Annotated in this window: 11 protein-coding genes and 1 other RNA gene; 3 read left to right on the top strand and 9 right to left on the bottom strand. The window is 39.8% G+C overall.

Going from position 1 to position 16,902, the window contains the following annotated elements; translation table 11 throughout:
• Window positions 1-7: 7 nt before the first annotated feature.
• The 4 genes from OVN23_RS04320 to OVN23_RS04305 form a co-directional block, all read right to left on the bottom strand.
• On the bottom strand, window positions 8-1,165 hold the full coding sequence (locus OVN23_RS04320) for a THUMP domain-containing class I SAM-dependent RNA methyltransferase (protein ID WP_267240664.1): 1,158 nt from the start codon (window positions 1,163-1,165) through the stop codon (window positions 8-10).
• Window positions 1,166-1,249: 84 nt separating this feature from the next.
• Window positions 1,250-1,630, bottom strand: an RNA gene (gene rnpB, locus OVN23_RS04315) — RNase P RNA component class B.
• Window positions 1,631-1,650: 20 nt separating this feature from the next.
• Window positions 1,651-1,992, bottom strand: a complete 342-nt coding sequence (gpsB, locus tag OVN23_RS04310) for a cell division regulator GpsB (protein WP_000146532.1) — start codon at window positions 1,990-1,992, stop codon at window positions 1,651-1,653.
• Between the two features lie 69 nt (window positions 1,993-2,061).
• A complete protein-coding gene (locus OVN23_RS04305; RefSeq protein WP_267240663.1) occupies window positions 2,062-2,589 on the bottom strand; it encodes a DUF1273 domain-containing protein in 528 nt (175 codons plus the stop codon).
• Between the two features lie 66 nt (window positions 2,590-2,655).
• Here OVN23_RS04305 and recU point away from each other — a divergent pair, with 66 nt between their 5' ends.
• Window positions 2,656-3,252 carry a Holliday junction resolvase RecU gene (gene recU, locus OVN23_RS04300; protein ID WP_000248774.1) on the top strand — a complete coding sequence of 199 codons (597 nt, stop codon included), beginning with the start codon at window positions 2,656-2,658 and terminating at the stop codon, window positions 3,250-3,252.
• A complete protein-coding gene (pbp1a, locus tag OVN23_RS04295; protein ID WP_267240662.1) occupies window positions 3,249-5,402 on the top strand; it encodes a penicillin-binding protein PBP1A in 2,154 nt (717 codons plus the stop codon). The genes recU and pbp1a overlap by 4 nt, the downstream gene beginning before the upstream one ends.
• A 164-nt stretch (window positions 5,403-5,566) precedes the next feature.
• On the opposite strand, the gene OVN23_RS04290 is transcribed toward pbp1a, so the two are convergent.
• The 5 genes from OVN23_RS04290 to OVN23_RS04270 all read right to left on the bottom strand — a co-directional run bounded on the left by OVN23_RS04290 (window position 5,567) and on the right by OVN23_RS04270 (window position 15,251).
• A complete protein-coding gene (locus tag OVN23_RS04290) occupies window positions 5,567-7,546 on the bottom strand; it encodes a peptide ABC transporter substrate-binding protein (RefSeq protein WP_267240661.1) in 1,980 nt (659 codons plus the stop codon).
• 234 nt (window positions 7,547-7,780) lie between these two features.
• Entirely contained in the window at window positions 7,781-8,881 is a 1,101-nt protein-coding gene (gene glf, locus OVN23_RS04285; protein WP_267240660.1) for a UDP-galactopyranose mutase, read from the bottom strand.
• Between the two features lie 332 nt (window positions 8,882-9,213).
• Window positions 9,214-11,172, bottom strand: coding sequence for a peptide ABC transporter substrate-binding protein (locus tag OVN23_RS04280; protein ID WP_267240659.1), 1,959 nt, complete (start codon window positions 11,170-11,172; stop codon window positions 9,214-9,216).
• 226 nt (window positions 11,173-11,398) lie between these two features.
• Window positions 11,399-13,366, bottom strand: a complete 1,968-nt coding sequence (locus OVN23_RS04275) for a peptide ABC transporter substrate-binding protein (RefSeq protein WP_267240658.1) — start codon at window positions 13,364-13,366, stop codon at window positions 11,399-11,401.
• 274 nt (window positions 13,367-13,640) lie between these two features.
• Window positions 13,641-15,251 carry a glycoside hydrolase family 13 protein gene (locus tag OVN23_RS04270; RefSeq protein ID WP_267240657.1) on the bottom strand — a complete coding sequence of 537 codons (1,611 nt, stop codon included), beginning with the start codon at window positions 15,249-15,251 and terminating at the stop codon, window positions 13,641-13,643.
• 152 nt (window positions 15,252-15,403) lie between these two features.
• On the opposite strand from OVN23_RS04270, the gene OVN23_RS04265 reads away from it, so the two are divergent.
• Window positions 15,404-16,888, top strand: coding sequence for a DUF1846 domain-containing protein (locus OVN23_RS04265; protein ID WP_267240656.1), 1,485 nt, complete (start codon window positions 15,404-15,406; stop codon window positions 16,886-16,888).
• Window positions 16,889-16,902 lie beyond the last annotated feature (14 nt).

The following is a 16,902-nucleotide window of genomic DNA, read 5'->3' as shown; positions in this document are numbered from 1 at the left end:
TCCCTTTCTATTTTACCTCTTGCCGTTTGACACGCTGACCAAAATATTGATACAGATCCACTTTCAAGGTTCCGTTGTATAACTTACGCTTCTTATCTGCTTGACTACCATACTTGCTTTCAAAGGCTTCATCACTAGTCAGGATAAATTTGCTCCAAGTTTTCAGTGGTGCAAATACTTGACCCATTTCAGCATAGAGCTTGGTCACCCCTGCATCATCTGATAAACGCTCCCCGTAAGGCGGATTGGAGATAATCACACCATTGATTTTATCAGAACGTAAATCCTGCACGCGCATCTGCTTAAAGGTAATATCCCCTGCAACACCAGCTGCCTGAGCATTGGCCTTAGCAATTTCCACCATGCGAGCATCAATATCACAGCCCATGATATCCAATTCCAGCTCACGGTCCACTTTTTTAGCCGCCTCTGTACGCACTTCCTGAATCAAGCGATCGCTGACCCAGTTCCACTCCTCAAATGCAAAAGAACGACGAAGTCCTGGTGCCATCTTTCTGGCAATCATGACAGCCTCGATACAGAAAGTCCCCGAACCACAGGTCGGATCAATCAAAGGCTTGTCTGGATACCAGTTAGAAAGTTGTAAAATGGCTGCCGCCATGTTTTCCTTGATAGGGGCTCCCCCTTTTTCGGTACGATAACCACGTTTAAAGAGGCTAGACCCTGTCGTATCAATCATGACAGTTGCTATGTCTTTGAGAATAGAGACCTCAATCTTAAACTCTGGGCCATTCTCCATCAGAGGAACACCTTCTGGGCGGGCGTAGTGTTTCTGCAATTTCTTGACAACAGCTTTCTTAGAAATAGCCTGTACACTGGGCTCATTGTGAAGTTTAGATTTAACACATTTTGCTTTTGAAATCGGGAACCGAGCTCCAAGTGGTAAATAATTTTCCCAATCTAAAGCGAAAACTCCCTGAAACAGTTCCTCAAAAGTATTAGCTGGGAAAGTTCCTACGATAATTTTGATACGATCTGCTGCCCGAAGCCAAAGGTTGGTTTCGATAATAGCTCTCACGTCTCCTTGAAAACGAACACGTCCATTTTCAACCTGACAATCGTAGCCCAACTCTCGCACTTCTCGTCCTACAACAGCTTCAAGCCCTGCTGCCACAGTTGCAATTAAATTAAATTCTTTTTTCATGTTACAGTCTTGCAAGACCTTTCTATATGTCCACTTTAAAAAATGAGGTTGAGAAAATTTCTCAGCCCCAACCTATATGCAATTTTCTATAAGCCATGTTTTGTTCCAGAAGTGACTAGGACCACTTCCTTCGATAATCATCTGTCTACCACTAACAGCTCTAGCTGATAGCAGTCAGAATACTACGTTCGTTTCCGCGTACTCCATGCCCCGACCAAAATTTGGGTTGCTAGCTTGAGGGGTTTACCGCGTTCCACTCTCTCTGTTTCCAGAAAGACTCCGTCACTGTGGCACTTTCAAGTCTACTCTGACCTATCCAAAGACTTAGCCATTTCAACTGCCGTAACGATTTCTCGTCCCTAGGCTTATGGTTTCGCCTAGCACAAACACTACAGGCATCACAGCCTGTGCTAGCATGGACTTTCCTCATGAGAAGCAATTCTCCTCACGCGATTATCCAAAAATTGCATGTAACAAGACCTGAATTACAAATCAGTATTGTCTAAAATTTGTTTACCGAATACTTCTTTTTCAAGACGATTCAAGCGTTTTAAAATATCAAAATTCGTCATAGAAGATGAAGCAGCCACATCAATTGGATCTGGGTGACTAGGACTTGGAGCCGAACTCACTTGCGGTTTACGAGTTAATTCTTCCTTCAAATCCGCAATCTCCTGACGAAGTGACTTGACCAAGGCAGCATAGGTTTCATAGTCCTTGATGACATCGTCTAAAAACTCATCAACTTCTACCTTGCTATACCCACGGACTTCACGTCCAAACTCTTGTTCAAAAATATCTTTCGCTGAAAAAATAATACTTGCCATGTCTCTCTCCATTCTCGCTTGCTAGTATTATTATATAAAAAAAGGCAAACAAAAATCAAGGTCAAAGCTTCAATTTTCGGAAAAATTTTCAGCAAGTTCATTTAATTGATCAAATGTTAATCTCTTTATAAAATAGTCCTCTTGATTTTTCATCTTTTGGTAAAAATAAGCTAGTTTCGTTTCATTTTCTTCGTCATAAAAAAGATAGGAACTATTCGTGTTTTCCAGTAAAAACTGCTGGTAATCTCTTAACTGCCCCTTGTGTTCATAGCGAGGATAGGCATATTTGACAAAGTCTACCTGCTTAAAGCGGCTCAGTTTCATCTGATTGCCTTCATTCCAATTTTCCCCATGGGTTTCAAAAGCAAAAATGGTCGCCAACTGGAAACCGTATTCGGTCTTCATTTCCTGAGCAACCTCTAAAACCCAATATTCAAAACCCAAACTTCCTGTAAACACAAGCCAAGACACTCCATCTGCTGCCATAGCCTCTAAATCTTTACGTATTGCTTTTTTTATCAATTTAAGACGAGGATCCTTGTCAGAAAATAAACCCAAATCAAAAGCAGAATAGCCTAAAACCAAAACTGTAGCCATTTTTAACCCTTTCTGTGCAAATTTATGGTATAATAGAGTGATGTTATTGTACCAATAAGGAGAATTATGGTCAACTATCCACATAAACTTTCATCACAAAAAAGACAACCATCTCTTTCTCAACCCAAAAATTTCGCAAATCGAGGAATGTCTTTTGAAAAGATGATCAATGCTACCAACGACTACTATTTGTCTCAGGGCTTGGCTGTTATACACAAGAAACCAACCCCTATTCAAATCGTACGAGTGGACTATCCACAACGAAGTCGTGCCAAGATTGTTGAAGCCTATTTTCGACAAGCTTCAACGACGGACTATTCTGGCGTTTATAATGGATATTACATCGACTTTGAAGCCAAGGAAACAAAACAAAAACGTGCGATTCCGATGAAAAATTTTCATCCACATCAGATTCAGCATATGGAACAAGTCCTTGCCCAACAAGGAATCTGCTTTGTCCTTCTTCACTTTTCTTCTCAGCAAGAAACCTACTTATTGCCGGCATTCGATTTGATTCGCTTCTATCATCAAGATAAAGGACAAAAATCAATGCCACTTGGATATATTCGAGAATATGGATATGAAATCAAGGCTGGTGCCTTCCCTCAAATTCCTTATCTCAATGTTATCAAAGAACATTTATTAGGTGGTAAAACAAGATGAACAAACCAACGATTCTGCGCCTAATCAAGTATCTGAGCATTAGCTTCTTAAGCTTGGTTATCGCAGCCATTGTCTTAGGCGGAGGAGTTTTTTTCTACTATGTTAGCAAGGCTCCTAGCCTATCCGAGAGTAAACTAGTTGCAACAACCTCTAGTAAAATCTACGACAATAAAAATCAACTCATTGCTGACTTGGGTTCTGAACGCCGCGTCAATGCCCAAGCTAATGATATTCCCACAGATTTGGTTAAGGCAATCGTTTCTATCGAAGACCATCGCTTCTTCGACCACAGGGGGATTGATACCATCCGTATCCTGGGAGCTTTCTTGCGCAATCTGCAAAGCAATTCCCTCCAAGGTGGATCAACTCTCACCCAACAGTTGATTAAATTGACTTACTTTTCAACCTCGACTTCCGACCAGACTATTTCTCGTAAGGCTCAGGAAGCTTGGTTAGCGATTCAGTTAGAACAAAAAGCAACCAAACAGGAAATCTTGACCTACTATATAAATAAGGTCTACATGTCTAATGGCAACTATGGAATGCAGACAGCAGCTCAAAACTACTATGGTAAAGACCTCAATAATTTAAGTTTACCTCAGTTAGCCTTGCTGGCTGGAATGCCTCAGGCACCAAACCAATATGACCCCTATTCACATCCAGAAGCAGCCCAAGACCGCCGAAACTTGGTCTTATCTGAAATGAAAAATCAAGGTTACATCTCTGCTGAACAGTATGAGAAAGCAGTCAATACACCAATTACTGATGGACTACAAAGTCTCAAATCAGCAAGTAATTACCCTGCTTACATGGATAATTACCTCAAGGAGGTCATCAATCAAGTAGAACAAGAAACTGGCTATAACCTTCTAACTACTGGGATGGATGTTTACACAAATGTAGACCAAGAAGCTCAAAAACATCTGTGGGATATCTACAACTCCGATCAATACGTCTCTTACCCTGACGATGATTTGCAAGTCGCATCTACGGTCGTAGATGTTTCAAATGGTAAAGTCATCGCCCAACTTGGAGCTCGTCACCAAGCAAGTAACGTTTCATTTGGTACCAACCAAGCTGTGGAAACCAATCGTGACTGGGGTTCAGCAATGAAACCAATCACCGATTATGCACCTGCCATAGAATACGGTGTTTATGATTCCACTGCAACTATGGTTAATGATATTCCTTATAACTATCCGGGAACAAGCACACCTGTCTACAACTGGGATAGAGCATATTTCGGTAATATTACTCTGCAATATGCTCTTCAACAATCACGAAATGTCACAGCCGTTGAGACTTTGAATAAGGTCGGTCTAGATAGAGCTAAAACCTTCCTTAATGGTCTTGGTATCGACTATCCAAGCATGTATTATGCAAACGCCATTTCAAGTAATACAACCGAATCTAGCAAACAATACGGTGCAAGTAGTGAAAAAATGGCTGCTGCTTATGCCGCCTTTGCTAATGGTGGTATTTACCATAAACCAATGTATATCAATAAAATAGTCTTCAGTGATGGTAGTGAAAAAGAATTTTCTGATGCCGGTACACGAGCTATGAAAGAGACTACAGCCTATATGATGACCGAAATGATGAAAACAGTCTTAGTTTATGGTATCGGTCGTGGTGCCTACCTACCATGGCTTCCACAAGCTGGTAAGACTGGTACTTCTAACTATACTGATGAAGAAATCGAAAAATATGTCAAAAACACTAGCTACGTAGCTCCAGATGAATCGTTTGTAGGATATACTCCTAAGTATTCTATGGCTGTATGGACTGGATACTCAAACCGTTTTACTCCAATAGTTGGAGATGGTTTCCTAGTTGCAGCTAAAGTTTATCGCTCAATGATAACGTATCTATCAGAAGATACTCATCCAGAAGACTGGACGATGCCAGACGGACTTTTCAGAAACGGGGAATTTGTATTCAAAAATGGAGCTCGCCCAATATGGACTGAACCCTCTACTCAACAATCCTCAACAGCTGAAAGTTCAACTACACAGGCAAGTACTACGGTTGGTCAACAACCCAATAATGCTCCAGCAACTGATCCTAATCAAGGACAAGCTGTTCAACCGACACAACCAGTACAACCAACGCCACAAAATCCACAAGTTCAACAGCAACCACAACAGTAAACGAAAAAATCCTGAGAACTCTAAACTCAGGATTTTGTCATTTTCAAAATGAAATACAGAGATCAAGTACATTTCCCCACAATAAAACGCATACGATCAAGGCTTTCATCACCTGACAATATGCGTTTTGCTTTTAAAGACTTTTTGCTCAGTCTCTTTTTATCTTATTTCACATGTTTGGCAAGTTCTTCTTGCGCTTTTTTATTGGATTCTGCTTTTTCTTTCATCCATTTTTCTTGAGCTTTTTGGTATTCATCTGCAGTAACTGCCTTGTCTTGAATTTCAAGGTATTTATACAAGACTGGGTCACTTGTACCTTTATTTCCTGACAATGCAAATGGTATTGTAAATGGTACCATCTTAGACAAGATTGGACGACCAGTTTTAGAAGTTGTTGGGATGATCAAGGCACTATCTGTCAACCAAGCTTGGGCTGCTGCGTATTTATCATATCGTTTAGCAACATCTGTAGTCTCATCACCAGCTTCAGTAACCAATTTTTCGTAGTCATATAGACCTACTTTTTTAGCAGCTACATTATCTTCCCCTGAGTCAAATCCTAAATATGTTTTAGTACTTTCTCCTACAGAAGGTTTGATAATATCAAGGTAGGTTGATGGATCGGCAAAGTCTGGACCCCAACCGACATTATCTGATAAATCCCAGTCTTCGCCAGCAGCATTTTCGGCAAATAGAGTTACATTAAGCAATTCATCTTTTTGCAATTGTTGGATATCAATAACGACATTATCAGTTCCTAAAGTTGCTTCCAAGGATTGTTTCATAGATTGGACACGTTGAACTTTTGTAGTTGCTGTCTGGTCAACTGGCATATCCAAGTGAATTGGGAATTGTACTCCCTCAGCTTGTAGGGCTGATTTGGCTTTGGCAAATTCTGCTTTAGCTTTTTCTGGATTGTAAAGACCATCTTGTGAATCTGCAAGATTGACATCCTTCCATTCATCCCCATAAGTCACTAATTTTTCTTTGACTATATCGCCAAAGTTCTTCCCATCTGCTTGAACAAATGTTGGTGGCACAAAGAGATTACGCAAGATTTTGCTTGCTCCAGTTTCTCCATTCAACTGAGAGGCATAGGCTGTACGGTCAAAACCAAAGGCAATAGCCTGACGGAAATCCTTGTTTAAGAGAGCCTTTTTAGTTGATGTCTTTTGTTCTTCGCTAGTCTTAGATGTGTGCTTATAAGATTGACGGTCAATATTTGTCCCTACTAGATAAGTCGTAGAGTCTTGTTGCGTATAGACGATATTGTCTTTCATACTCTTCTCAAGCTCTGCGAAACTTGCACTTGTTGGATAAAGACGAGCTGCTGTAAGGCTACCATCTTTAAAGTTTTCTGCTGGTTTGCTGGTATCTTGCCCGTCCCAGAATGACAATTTAACTTTGTCAATATGCACATTGTCCTTATCCCAGTAGTTCGGATTTTTCGCAAATTCAACAGAGGATTTGGTCACAATGGATTTCAGCAAATAAGGGCCGTTATACAAGAGACTACTTGGATCCGTAGCTTTGGCAAAATCATCCCCTTTTGAATTCAAAAACTCTTCATTGACTGGCGCAAGCACACCCATGGTTGTTTTTGAGTTCCAAAAAGTTTCAGGCTTGTTCAAGGTGTATTGGATTGTTTGGTCGTCAAGGGCTTTAATCCCGACTTGAGCGAAGTCTGTGATTTCACCTTTGGCATAGGCATCCAGACCTTTGATTGAATCCTGTACCAAGTAAAGGGCTTCTGCTTTCTTATCTGTTGCATATTTAAGTCCTGTTACAAAGTCCTGAGCCTTAACAGGAGCATACTCTTCTCCCTCAGATGTATACCACTTGGCATCCTGACGAATCTTATAAGTATAAGTCAAGCCATCCTTAGAAACTGACCAGTCTTCTGCCAATGAAGGAACAAGGTTCCCGTATTTATCATTTTCAAGCAATCCATCAATGACATTACTAGTAATCTCAGAAGTTGCTGCCTTACCAGTTGTCAAATAGTTGAGATTATCTGGATGTGTCTCGTAGGTAAAGGCAAAGGTTTTTTCACCTTGAGCACCTGAACCCCCAGAACAAGCAGCTAAAACACCAGCTGCTAATAAGGTTACTCCCGCAAGAGCCAATACTTTTCTTGTTTTCATAGTATTCTCCTTTGTTTTTTTATTCATTATAGACTCTTTTTCAAGTCCTGTCAATAGAATTTTCTGAATTTTAAGAGTTATTTGTTATATTTGATATATTCTGAAAAATAAAATTGTTCATTTATGCCAAAAAAGCCAACAGAGATTCTCTTCTGATAACCAGAAAAGAATCTTGTTGACCTTACTTCTAAAAATCTTAAGTAGCAAAGATTCTAAAATGACAGAATCCTTGCATTATTGTCCCAACTCTTCCTCGACTACTTCCAAAGCCCGTTCGATGACCACATGCATGTCATAGTATTTATAATCAGCCAAACGTCCACAGAAAATGACCTTATCATTCTGTGCTGCTTCTTCTTGATATTTAGCAAACAGGACATTGTTTCTCTCGTCATTGATTGGATAATAAGGCTCATCTCCTCGTTTCCAATCAGCTGGGTATTCACGAGTAATGACCGTTTTAGCTTGTGTACCATACTCAAAGTGTTTATGCTCAATAATGCGAGTATAAGGAATTTCTCGTTCTGTATAGTTGACAACAGCATTTCCTTGATAGTTTTCTTCATCAAGAACTTCATGCTCAAAACGAAGACTACGGTATTCTAACTCACCATGTTTATAATCAAAGTATTGATCAATCATCCCTGTAAAGACAACTTTTTCAGCAGAAGCTTCTAATTCCTGACGATTTGCAAAAAAGTCAACTCCAAGTCCTACTTCAACATCCTTGAGCATATTTTCGATAATGACATTATACCCACCAATTGGAATACCCTGATAACAGTCATTAAAGTAGTTATTATCAAAGGTTAAACGAACCGGTAGACGTTTGATGATAAAGGGTGGAAGGTCAGTCGCAGAACGTCCCCATTGCTTTTCAGTGTAGCCTTTGATCAACTTTTCATAAATATCTGGACCGATTAACTTGATAGCCTGTTCTTCCAAGTTTTTAGGTTCAACGTCCTTCATATGAGCCGTTTGATCAGCAATCTTATTTTTGACCTCTTGAGGAGTTTTTGTCCCCCACATAGCATAGAAAGTATTCATATTGAAAGGTAGATTATAAAGGCTACCCTTGTAATTAGCTAGAGGCGAGTTGATGTAATTGTTAAATTCAGCAAATTGATTCACATAATCCCAGACTTTCTTATTAGAAGTATGGAAGATATGAGCACCGTATTTATGAACATTAACTCCTTCTACATTCTCACAGTAGATATTCCCACCAATGTGGTCACGTTTATCAATAACTTTTACTTTTTTTCCACGCTTGGTTGCTTCATAAGCAAAAATTGCTCCCGACAAACCAGCACCAACGATTAGATAGTCGTACATAGTCTCTTCCTTATCATTTATCTTTACATCTGCTTAACTATAGTAAAAGAGAGAATCTTATACTCTTCGAAAATCTCTTCAAACCACGTCAGCGTCCATCTGCAACCTCAGAACAGTATTTTGAGCTGACTTCATCAGTTCTATCTACCACCTCAAAGCTGTACTTTTAGCTAACTTCCCAGTTATTCTTTGATTTTCATTTAGTATTAATTTCAATCTATTTTAGCACAAAACAAATCATTTCTCAGTTTTCAATAGCCGAGTGATTTAAAAAGACAAGCACCAAAACTGATGTTTGTCTTTATGATTTTGCTTGAAAAGGCTATTTCTAACTATTTAACATGTTTTTCTGCTTCTTTTTGGGCTTTTTCGATTGCTTTTTTGCTTTCTTGCTCCCATTTGGTCTTAGCTTCTTCATACTGTTTGGTTGTCACAGTATCTTTTTGCAGTTTCATGTACTTGTAGTTATTTCCGTCACCCTTGATGCCGACCAGTGAATACCCTCTTGTAAATGGCGTTACTTTGGTTACAGATGCTGTTCCACCACTTGACATAGCTGACATGATTAGAGAATTGTCAATCATCCAAGCCTGTGCTTCAGCATATTTTTCATAGCGTTTGGCTACATCTTTATTTTCGCTATCTGCATCTTTGAGCATCTTGGTGTAAGTATCAAGTCCCAAGCTAGCAATCTTAGCTTTATCTTCCTGAGCATCTAGTCCAAAAATCTTAAGGTAGAACCCATCCTCTGCATTGAAAGGATTGAGATAAGTTGATGGATCCTGATAGTCACCTACCCAACCATCAAAGTTCAAATCGTAGTCACGATCAGCTGCTGTTGGCGCTAAGAAGGCTACGTTATTAAAATCATCTGTTGAAAGTTGCTGAACATCAATGACAATGTTATCAGCACCCAAAACTGACTCAAGGGTCTGCTTAACTGAGTTCATGCCTGTCACAGCATTTTTACTTGTCTGATCAACCGCCACATCCAAGTGAATTGGGAAAGTCACACCTTGACTTGTCAATTCTTTTTTAGCTTCCGCAAATTTTGCTTGAGCCTTTTCTTTGTTGAAATAGACATCTTGAGCATCTGCCAAGTTAATACCTGACCATTCTGTGCCATAGTTGACCAATTTAGAAGCGACTACCTCTCCAAAAGTCTTGTCTCCAACTTGGACAAATGTAGGAGGCACCAAGGTGTTACGAAGGGTCTTGCTAGCTGCTTCTTCCCCATTTGACTGGGCAGAATAGGCTGTGCGGTCCAAGGCGAAGTTCACTGCTTGGCGGAAGTTTTTGTTCAAGACAGCTGTCTCAGTCGACTTCTTCTGCTCATCTGTCGTTTTAGATGTATGGTTGTAGGCCTTGCGGTTGACGTTGAAATTGAAATACCAAGAAGTCTTGTCCTGCAAGCTATAGACGATATTATCCTTATATTTCTCCTTGGTCTTGGCAAAGTTTGAACTATTTGGATAAACCCCAGCGATAGAATAGGCTCCACTTTCAAAGTTACGAATGGTCAATTCTTGGTCTGAGCCATCAAAGTAAGCTAATTTCACGTGTTCAATCGATACTTTGTCATGATCATAGTAATGCGGATTCTTCACATACTCGATAGATGATTTTGATGTGAAATCTTTTAACAAATAAGGTCCGCTGTAGAGAATGCTATCTGGAGATAGGGTCCCAAAATCTTTCCCTTTTGAATTTAAAAACTCTTCATTTACCGGGAAAAGAATACTGTTGGTTGTTTTTGAGTTCCAGTAAGGTTCTGGGCGTACCAAAGTATACTCAACAGTCTGGTCGTCAATAGCCTTCACCCCAACCTTAGAAAAGTCAGAATCCGCTCCTGTAATATAATCATTCAAGCCCTTGATCGAGTTTTGAATCAAGTCAATGGCCTGGGATTTATTGTCCACTGCATACTTGATACCTGTCACAAAATCTTGTGCCTTGACTGGGGCGTACTCTTCACCGTCAGCCGTGAACCATTTGGCATCTTTTCTCAATTTGTAGGTATAAGTCAGACCATCGCTTGAAACAGACCAGTCTTCTGCCAAAGATGGAACTAGATTCCCATGATTGTCATTTTCAAGCAAACCATCAACTAGGTTAGTAATAATAGCTGTATTATCAGCATAGTAATCTAATAAATAGTTAAATGTAGTTGGATTTCCACTAAAGGTTGATGAGTAAGTTTTTGTATCTGAACCTGATTGTCCGCAAGCAGCTAAAAGCAAAGCAGCCGCAACAGTCAGGCCTGCACTAAGAACACGCTTCTTTGTAGTCATCTTCTTTCTCCTTTATGTTAGTTTTTATAACATATATTTATTTTACCAAAATAGTGGGAATTTGTAAAGTTAATTTAATTTTGAGAATGAAAGTTTATAAACTTTAGTCATAAAAAAACAAAGGATTTCTATCTTTCATACAGTCCTCCCTTGTTTTTATGCGATTTATCATTTAAATATCAATGAATTAACTGATAACCTAACGAAAGCAAGATTCTCATTCACATTATTTTATGTGCTTTTCTAAATCCTTTTGATACTGAGCATTCGATTCCAGTTTTTCCTTTTGCCACTTTTTGAAGGCCGCATCATACTCTTTAGTTGTCACAATATCATTTTGAAGTTCCATTCCTTTAAAAATAAATGGATCCCCCTTAATACCAACCTGTGAATAAGCTTTGGTAAATGGAACAGTACGACTAACCATAGGAGAGCCCCCTGAAGAAGCAACTGGAATAAGAAGTGAACTATCAGTAACCCAAGCCTGTGCTTTGGCATACTTTTCGTATCGTTTATCAAGATTACTTGTCTCAGAAGCCGCATCATCCAAGAGCTTCTTGTATTCATCCAAGCCAACTTTCGCCATGACTTCAGGATCCTTGCCCTTTGTTATACCTAGATGTTTCAAGGCAGAACCCTTCTTAGCATCTAAAATATTGAGATAGGTTGCTGGATCTTGGTAATCTGGTCCCCAACCTGTTCCGTTCAAATCATAATCTTTTTGGGTTGGAACTTTAGCTTGAGAAGTAATACTTTCCTTCTCATTATCTGTCATTTGAAGAACATCTATAATGACATTCTCCGTTCCAAGCGTTTCTTCAATTGATTGTTTTAGCGAATTGGTTTGTTGAACCGCAACTACATCAGTTTGCTCAACAGGCACATCCAAATGAATCGGGAAACTCACTCCCTTAGCTTGCAATTCTGACTTCGCTTTTTCAAATGCAAATTTAGCCTTTGTTGGATTGTAAATTGTATCCTTACCATCTGTGAGAGTCACATCTTTCCACTGTTCTCCATATTTCAGTAGTTCATCCTGAGCCAACTGTCCGAAGGTCTTCCCAGCTACTTGAACGTAATTATCTGGCACTAGACTATTACGAATAATCTTATCCGCACCCTCTTCACCGTTTAATTGAGCTGTATAGGCGTGGCGATTAAATGCAAAATTAAGAGCCTGACGGAAGTTCTTATTGAGAAGAGCTTCTTTTGTTGATGTTTTTTGTGACTCATCTGTTTTAGCTGTTTTATTGTAAGACTGGCGGTTTACGTTCACAGTGAGGTAGTAGCTTGTTGCCTCTTGTGGACTATAGACAATCTTATCTCCGTACTCTTTCTTAGTTGACTCAAAGTTTGAGCTTGCTGGAAAAAGACGTGCAGTGGTATAGGCACCTTGTGTAAAGCTACGAATTAAGGATTCTTGATCTGAACCATCATAGAATGTCAATTTAACATTATCAATTTTGACATTGTCCTTATCCCAATAGTTAGGATTTTTTTCATATTCAATCACAGATTTAGAAATCAAAGATTTCAAAAAATATGGGCCATTGTAAAGAATACTTGATGGAGTTGGCGCTCCGTAATCCTTGCCTGTTGCATTCAAAAATTCTTCATTTACAGGAAGCATGGTTGCAGTGGTTATTTTAGAGTTCCAAAAACTTTCCGGTTGATTAAGAGTATATTCTACCGTATAATCATCAAGAGCCTTCACACCTACAGTTGAGAAGTCGTTTGTCTCACCACTAACATAAGCCTCCAATCCTTTGATGGATTTCTCAACCAAAGAAAGACCATCGGATTTTCCGTCTGCTGCATGTTTCAGACCTGTAACAAAATCCTGAGCTTTAACTTCCGCATACTCTTCTCCTTCAGAAGTATACCACTTCACACCTTTACGAAGTTTGTAGGTATAAGTCAAGCCATCTTTAGAAACTGACCAATCCTCTGCCAGAGAAGGAATGAGATTCCCATATTTATCATTCTCTAAAAGACCGTCGACGACATTACCTATTACGTCAGAAGTTGAACTTTTACTTGTAAGGCTATAATCCAAGGATGATGGATCAACTGCATAAACATAAGAGAATGTTTTGGGAGCATCTGCATTCTTTTCACTTTTCCCACAAGCTGTTAAAAGAATGGCTGTGCTCAAGGTCACTCCTGCTCCTAAGAGCCACTTTTTCGATTGCATAAATAATCTCCTTCAAAATAGTATTTTCACTATTATACCCTATTTTTTTATAAATGCAAGAGTTCTTGTAGAATTTGTTAGAAAATTCTAACAAATGTTTTTAAAAGAGTTTTTACACAACTTTTAGCAAAAAGAGGCTGGGAAAAAAGTCTTTAAAACAAAAAACGCATAATATCAAGTCAGTACAATGAAAACCTTGGTACTATGCGTTTTATTGTGGGAAGATTTACTTCATTTTCTCCTGAAGTCGAGTTTTTGCCCAATCTCTCTCATTTTAGTCAGTCAATTCCACACAGAAAGCATCCCATGGAGTCAAGATTTGTTTTTCAAAGACTTCTTGAGCTAGGGTGTTTTCAATCAAGACCGATTTGACTTTTCCTTCTACTGCCAAGTCTTGTTCTTCATTGGACAAGTTAGCCACAACTAGGAAACGACGGTCGCCATCTTTACGGATGTAGGCAAAGATCTTATCAGCCGTATCAAGCAATTCAAAGTCAGCTCGAATCAGCCAGCTGTTCTCCTTACGGATTTGGACCAACTTCTGATAAGTATAGAAAATAGAATCTGGATTTGCCAGCGCTTCTTGAACATTAATTGCTTGATAGTTTGGATTGACTGCCAACCAAGGTTGACCTGTTGAGAAACCGGCGTTTTTGCTTTCGTCCCATTGCATAGGGGTACGGGCATTATCACGTCCAATGACACGGATACTGTCCATAATTTCTTCCAGCGGAACACCTTTTTCAAGAGCCTCACGCGCATAGTTAAGGGATTCAATATCTTCTACTTGATCCAGTGTTTCAAAGGGATAGTTGGTCATCCCAATCTCCTCACCTTGGTAGATATAAGGAGTTCCTCTCATAAGATGAAGCAAGATTGCAAAGGCTTTGGCAGATTTTTCGCGGTATTCTTGGTCATTTCCCCAGATTGAGACGATACGAGGGAGGTCATGATTGTTCCAGAAAAGCGAATTCCAGCCATCCTCAACTCCTAACTCTGTCTGCCATTTGTTGAAAATCTCTTTCAACTTAGGGATATTCAGCTCTTTTTGATAGTGCCACTTAGGCTGACCTTCCTGATACTGAAGACCGATATGTTCAAACTGGAAGACCATAGACAATTCTTGCCCCTTTGGATCAGAGTAGAGCTTGGCAATATCAGGCGTTGCCCCCCAAGTTTCTCCCACCGTCAAGAGATCTTTATCTCCAAAGGTCGCTTGATTCATCTCCTTGAGATAGGGATGGAGCATAGGTCCATTATTGACTACTTTCTCGTCAGGAATTTTCCCAATCATGTCAATGACATCCATGCGGAAACCACCAATGCCTTTATCAATCCAGAAGTTCATCATCTCATAAATTTTCTGACGAAGTTTTTCATTTTCCCAGTTAAGATCCGGCTGTTTCTTACTGAAAAAGTGGAGATAGTATTGACCTGACTTTTCATCATATTCCCAAGCAGATCCACTAAAGATAGAATCTAGGTCGTTGGGTTCATCGCGCCAGATATAGTAGTCTCGCTCAGGGCTGTCAGGATTTTCACAGGCCTCGACAAACCATGCATGTTCATCTGAGGTATGATTGACCACCAAGTCCATGATGATACGAATATCACGCTTCTTAGCTTCCACAATCAGTTGGTCCATATCCTCCATGGTTCCAAAAATCGTTGCAATCGCTTGATAATCAGCAATATCATAGCCATTATCATCCATAGGGCTGTCATAAACTGGAGAAAGCCAAATCGCTGTAATTCCTAACTTGGCTAGATAGTCTAACTTACTGGTAATTCCTGGCAAATCGCCAATTCCATCTCCGTTGCTATCCATAAAGCTCTTAGGATAAACTTGATAGACTACGGCATTGTGCCACCATTTTTCTTGCATCTTCTTACCTCATTATTTTAATAATCTACAGTCTATGATAGCACTTTTCAGATTTTTATGCAAGCGTTTGCCTAATCTTTTTGATTACTTTTTTAACTCCATAGTTTCCTAACTTCCATTTTTTTATTATAATAGAGGTCAGAGGTAAAAAAATGAAAAAACAAGCTTTTAGTTCTGAACAATATTTGAATCTACAGCGCGACCACATTTTGGAGCGTATTAACCAATTTGACGGCAAACTCTACTTGGAGTTTGGTGGCAAAATGTTAGAAGATTTCCACGCCGCTCGTGTCCTTCCTGGTTATGAGCCTGACAACAAAATCAAGCTCTTACAAGAATTGAAAGAGCAGGTTGAGGTTGTGATTGCTATTAATGCTAGCAATATCGAGCATTCCAAAGCACGTGGTGACTTGGGTATTTCTTATGACCAAGAAGTTCTTCGTTTGATTGACAAATTCAATGAATTAGGAATTTTTGTTGGCTCCGTTGTCATCACACAGTACGCTGGTCAACCAGCTGCAGATGCCTTCCGCAACCAGCTTGAGAAAAACGGAATTTATTCTTATCTTCATTATCCAATCAAAGGATATCCGACGGATATGGATCATATCATTTCTCCAGAAGGAATGGGAAAAAATGACTACATCAAAACTAGTCGCAACTTGATTGTCGTAACTGCTCCTGGACCTGGTTCTGGAAAATTGGCAACCTGTATGTCCAATATGTACCACGACCAGATCAATGGCATCAAGTCTGGCTACGCTAAATTTGAAACCTTCCCAGTTTGGAATCTTCCCCTTCATCATCCAGTCAACTTGGCCTACGAGGCTGCCACAGCTGACCTTGATGATGTCAACATGATTGACCCTTTCCATCTTCAAACCTATGGAGAAACCACTGTCAACTACAACCGTGATATCGAGATTTTCCCAGTGCTCAAGCGCATGTTAGAACGTATCCTTGGTAAATCTCCATACGCTTCTCCGACAGATATGGGTGTCAACATGGTTGGTTTCGCTATTACAGATGATGAAGCTGCTGTCGAAGCTTCTAAACAAGAAATCATCCGCCGCTACTATCAGACTGTTCTTGATTTCAAAGCCGAAAAAGTGGGCGAATCTGCTGTCAAGAAAATTGAGTTGCTTATGAATGACCTCGGTATCACACCAGCAGACCGTAAGGTTGCTGTTACTGCACGTCAAAAAGCAGAAGAAACTGGTGGACCAGCCCTAGCCCTTGAATTGCCAACTGGGGAAATTGTCACTGGTAAGAACTCAGAACTCTTTGGCCCTACAGCAGCTGCTCTTATCAACGCCATCAAGAAATCAGCTGACATCGCTAAAGAAGTAAAACTAATCGAACCTGAAGTTGTTAAGCCAATCCAAGGTCTTAAAATCGATCATCTCGGTAGCCGCAATCCACGCCTTCATTCAAATGAAATTTTGATTGCCCTTGCCATCACAGCCACAGAAAATCCTGATGCTGCTCGTGCTATGGAAGAACTTGGCAACCTCAAAGGAAGCGAAGCCCACTCAACCATCATCTTGACCGATGAAGACAAGAATGTCCTTCGCAAATTGGGTATCAATGTAACCTTTGACCCATACTACCAATACGACCGCTTGTATCGTAAATAAAGATTTCAACCTCT

The sequence above is a fragment of the Streptococcus sp. Marseille-Q6488 genome, assembly GCF_946902925.1.
GTDB lineage: Bacteria > Bacillota > Bacilli > Lactobacillales > Streptococcaceae > Streptococcus.
Note: the sequence above shows the minus strand (reverse complement) of the source record. Positions and strands in the feature narration are given on the sequence as shown.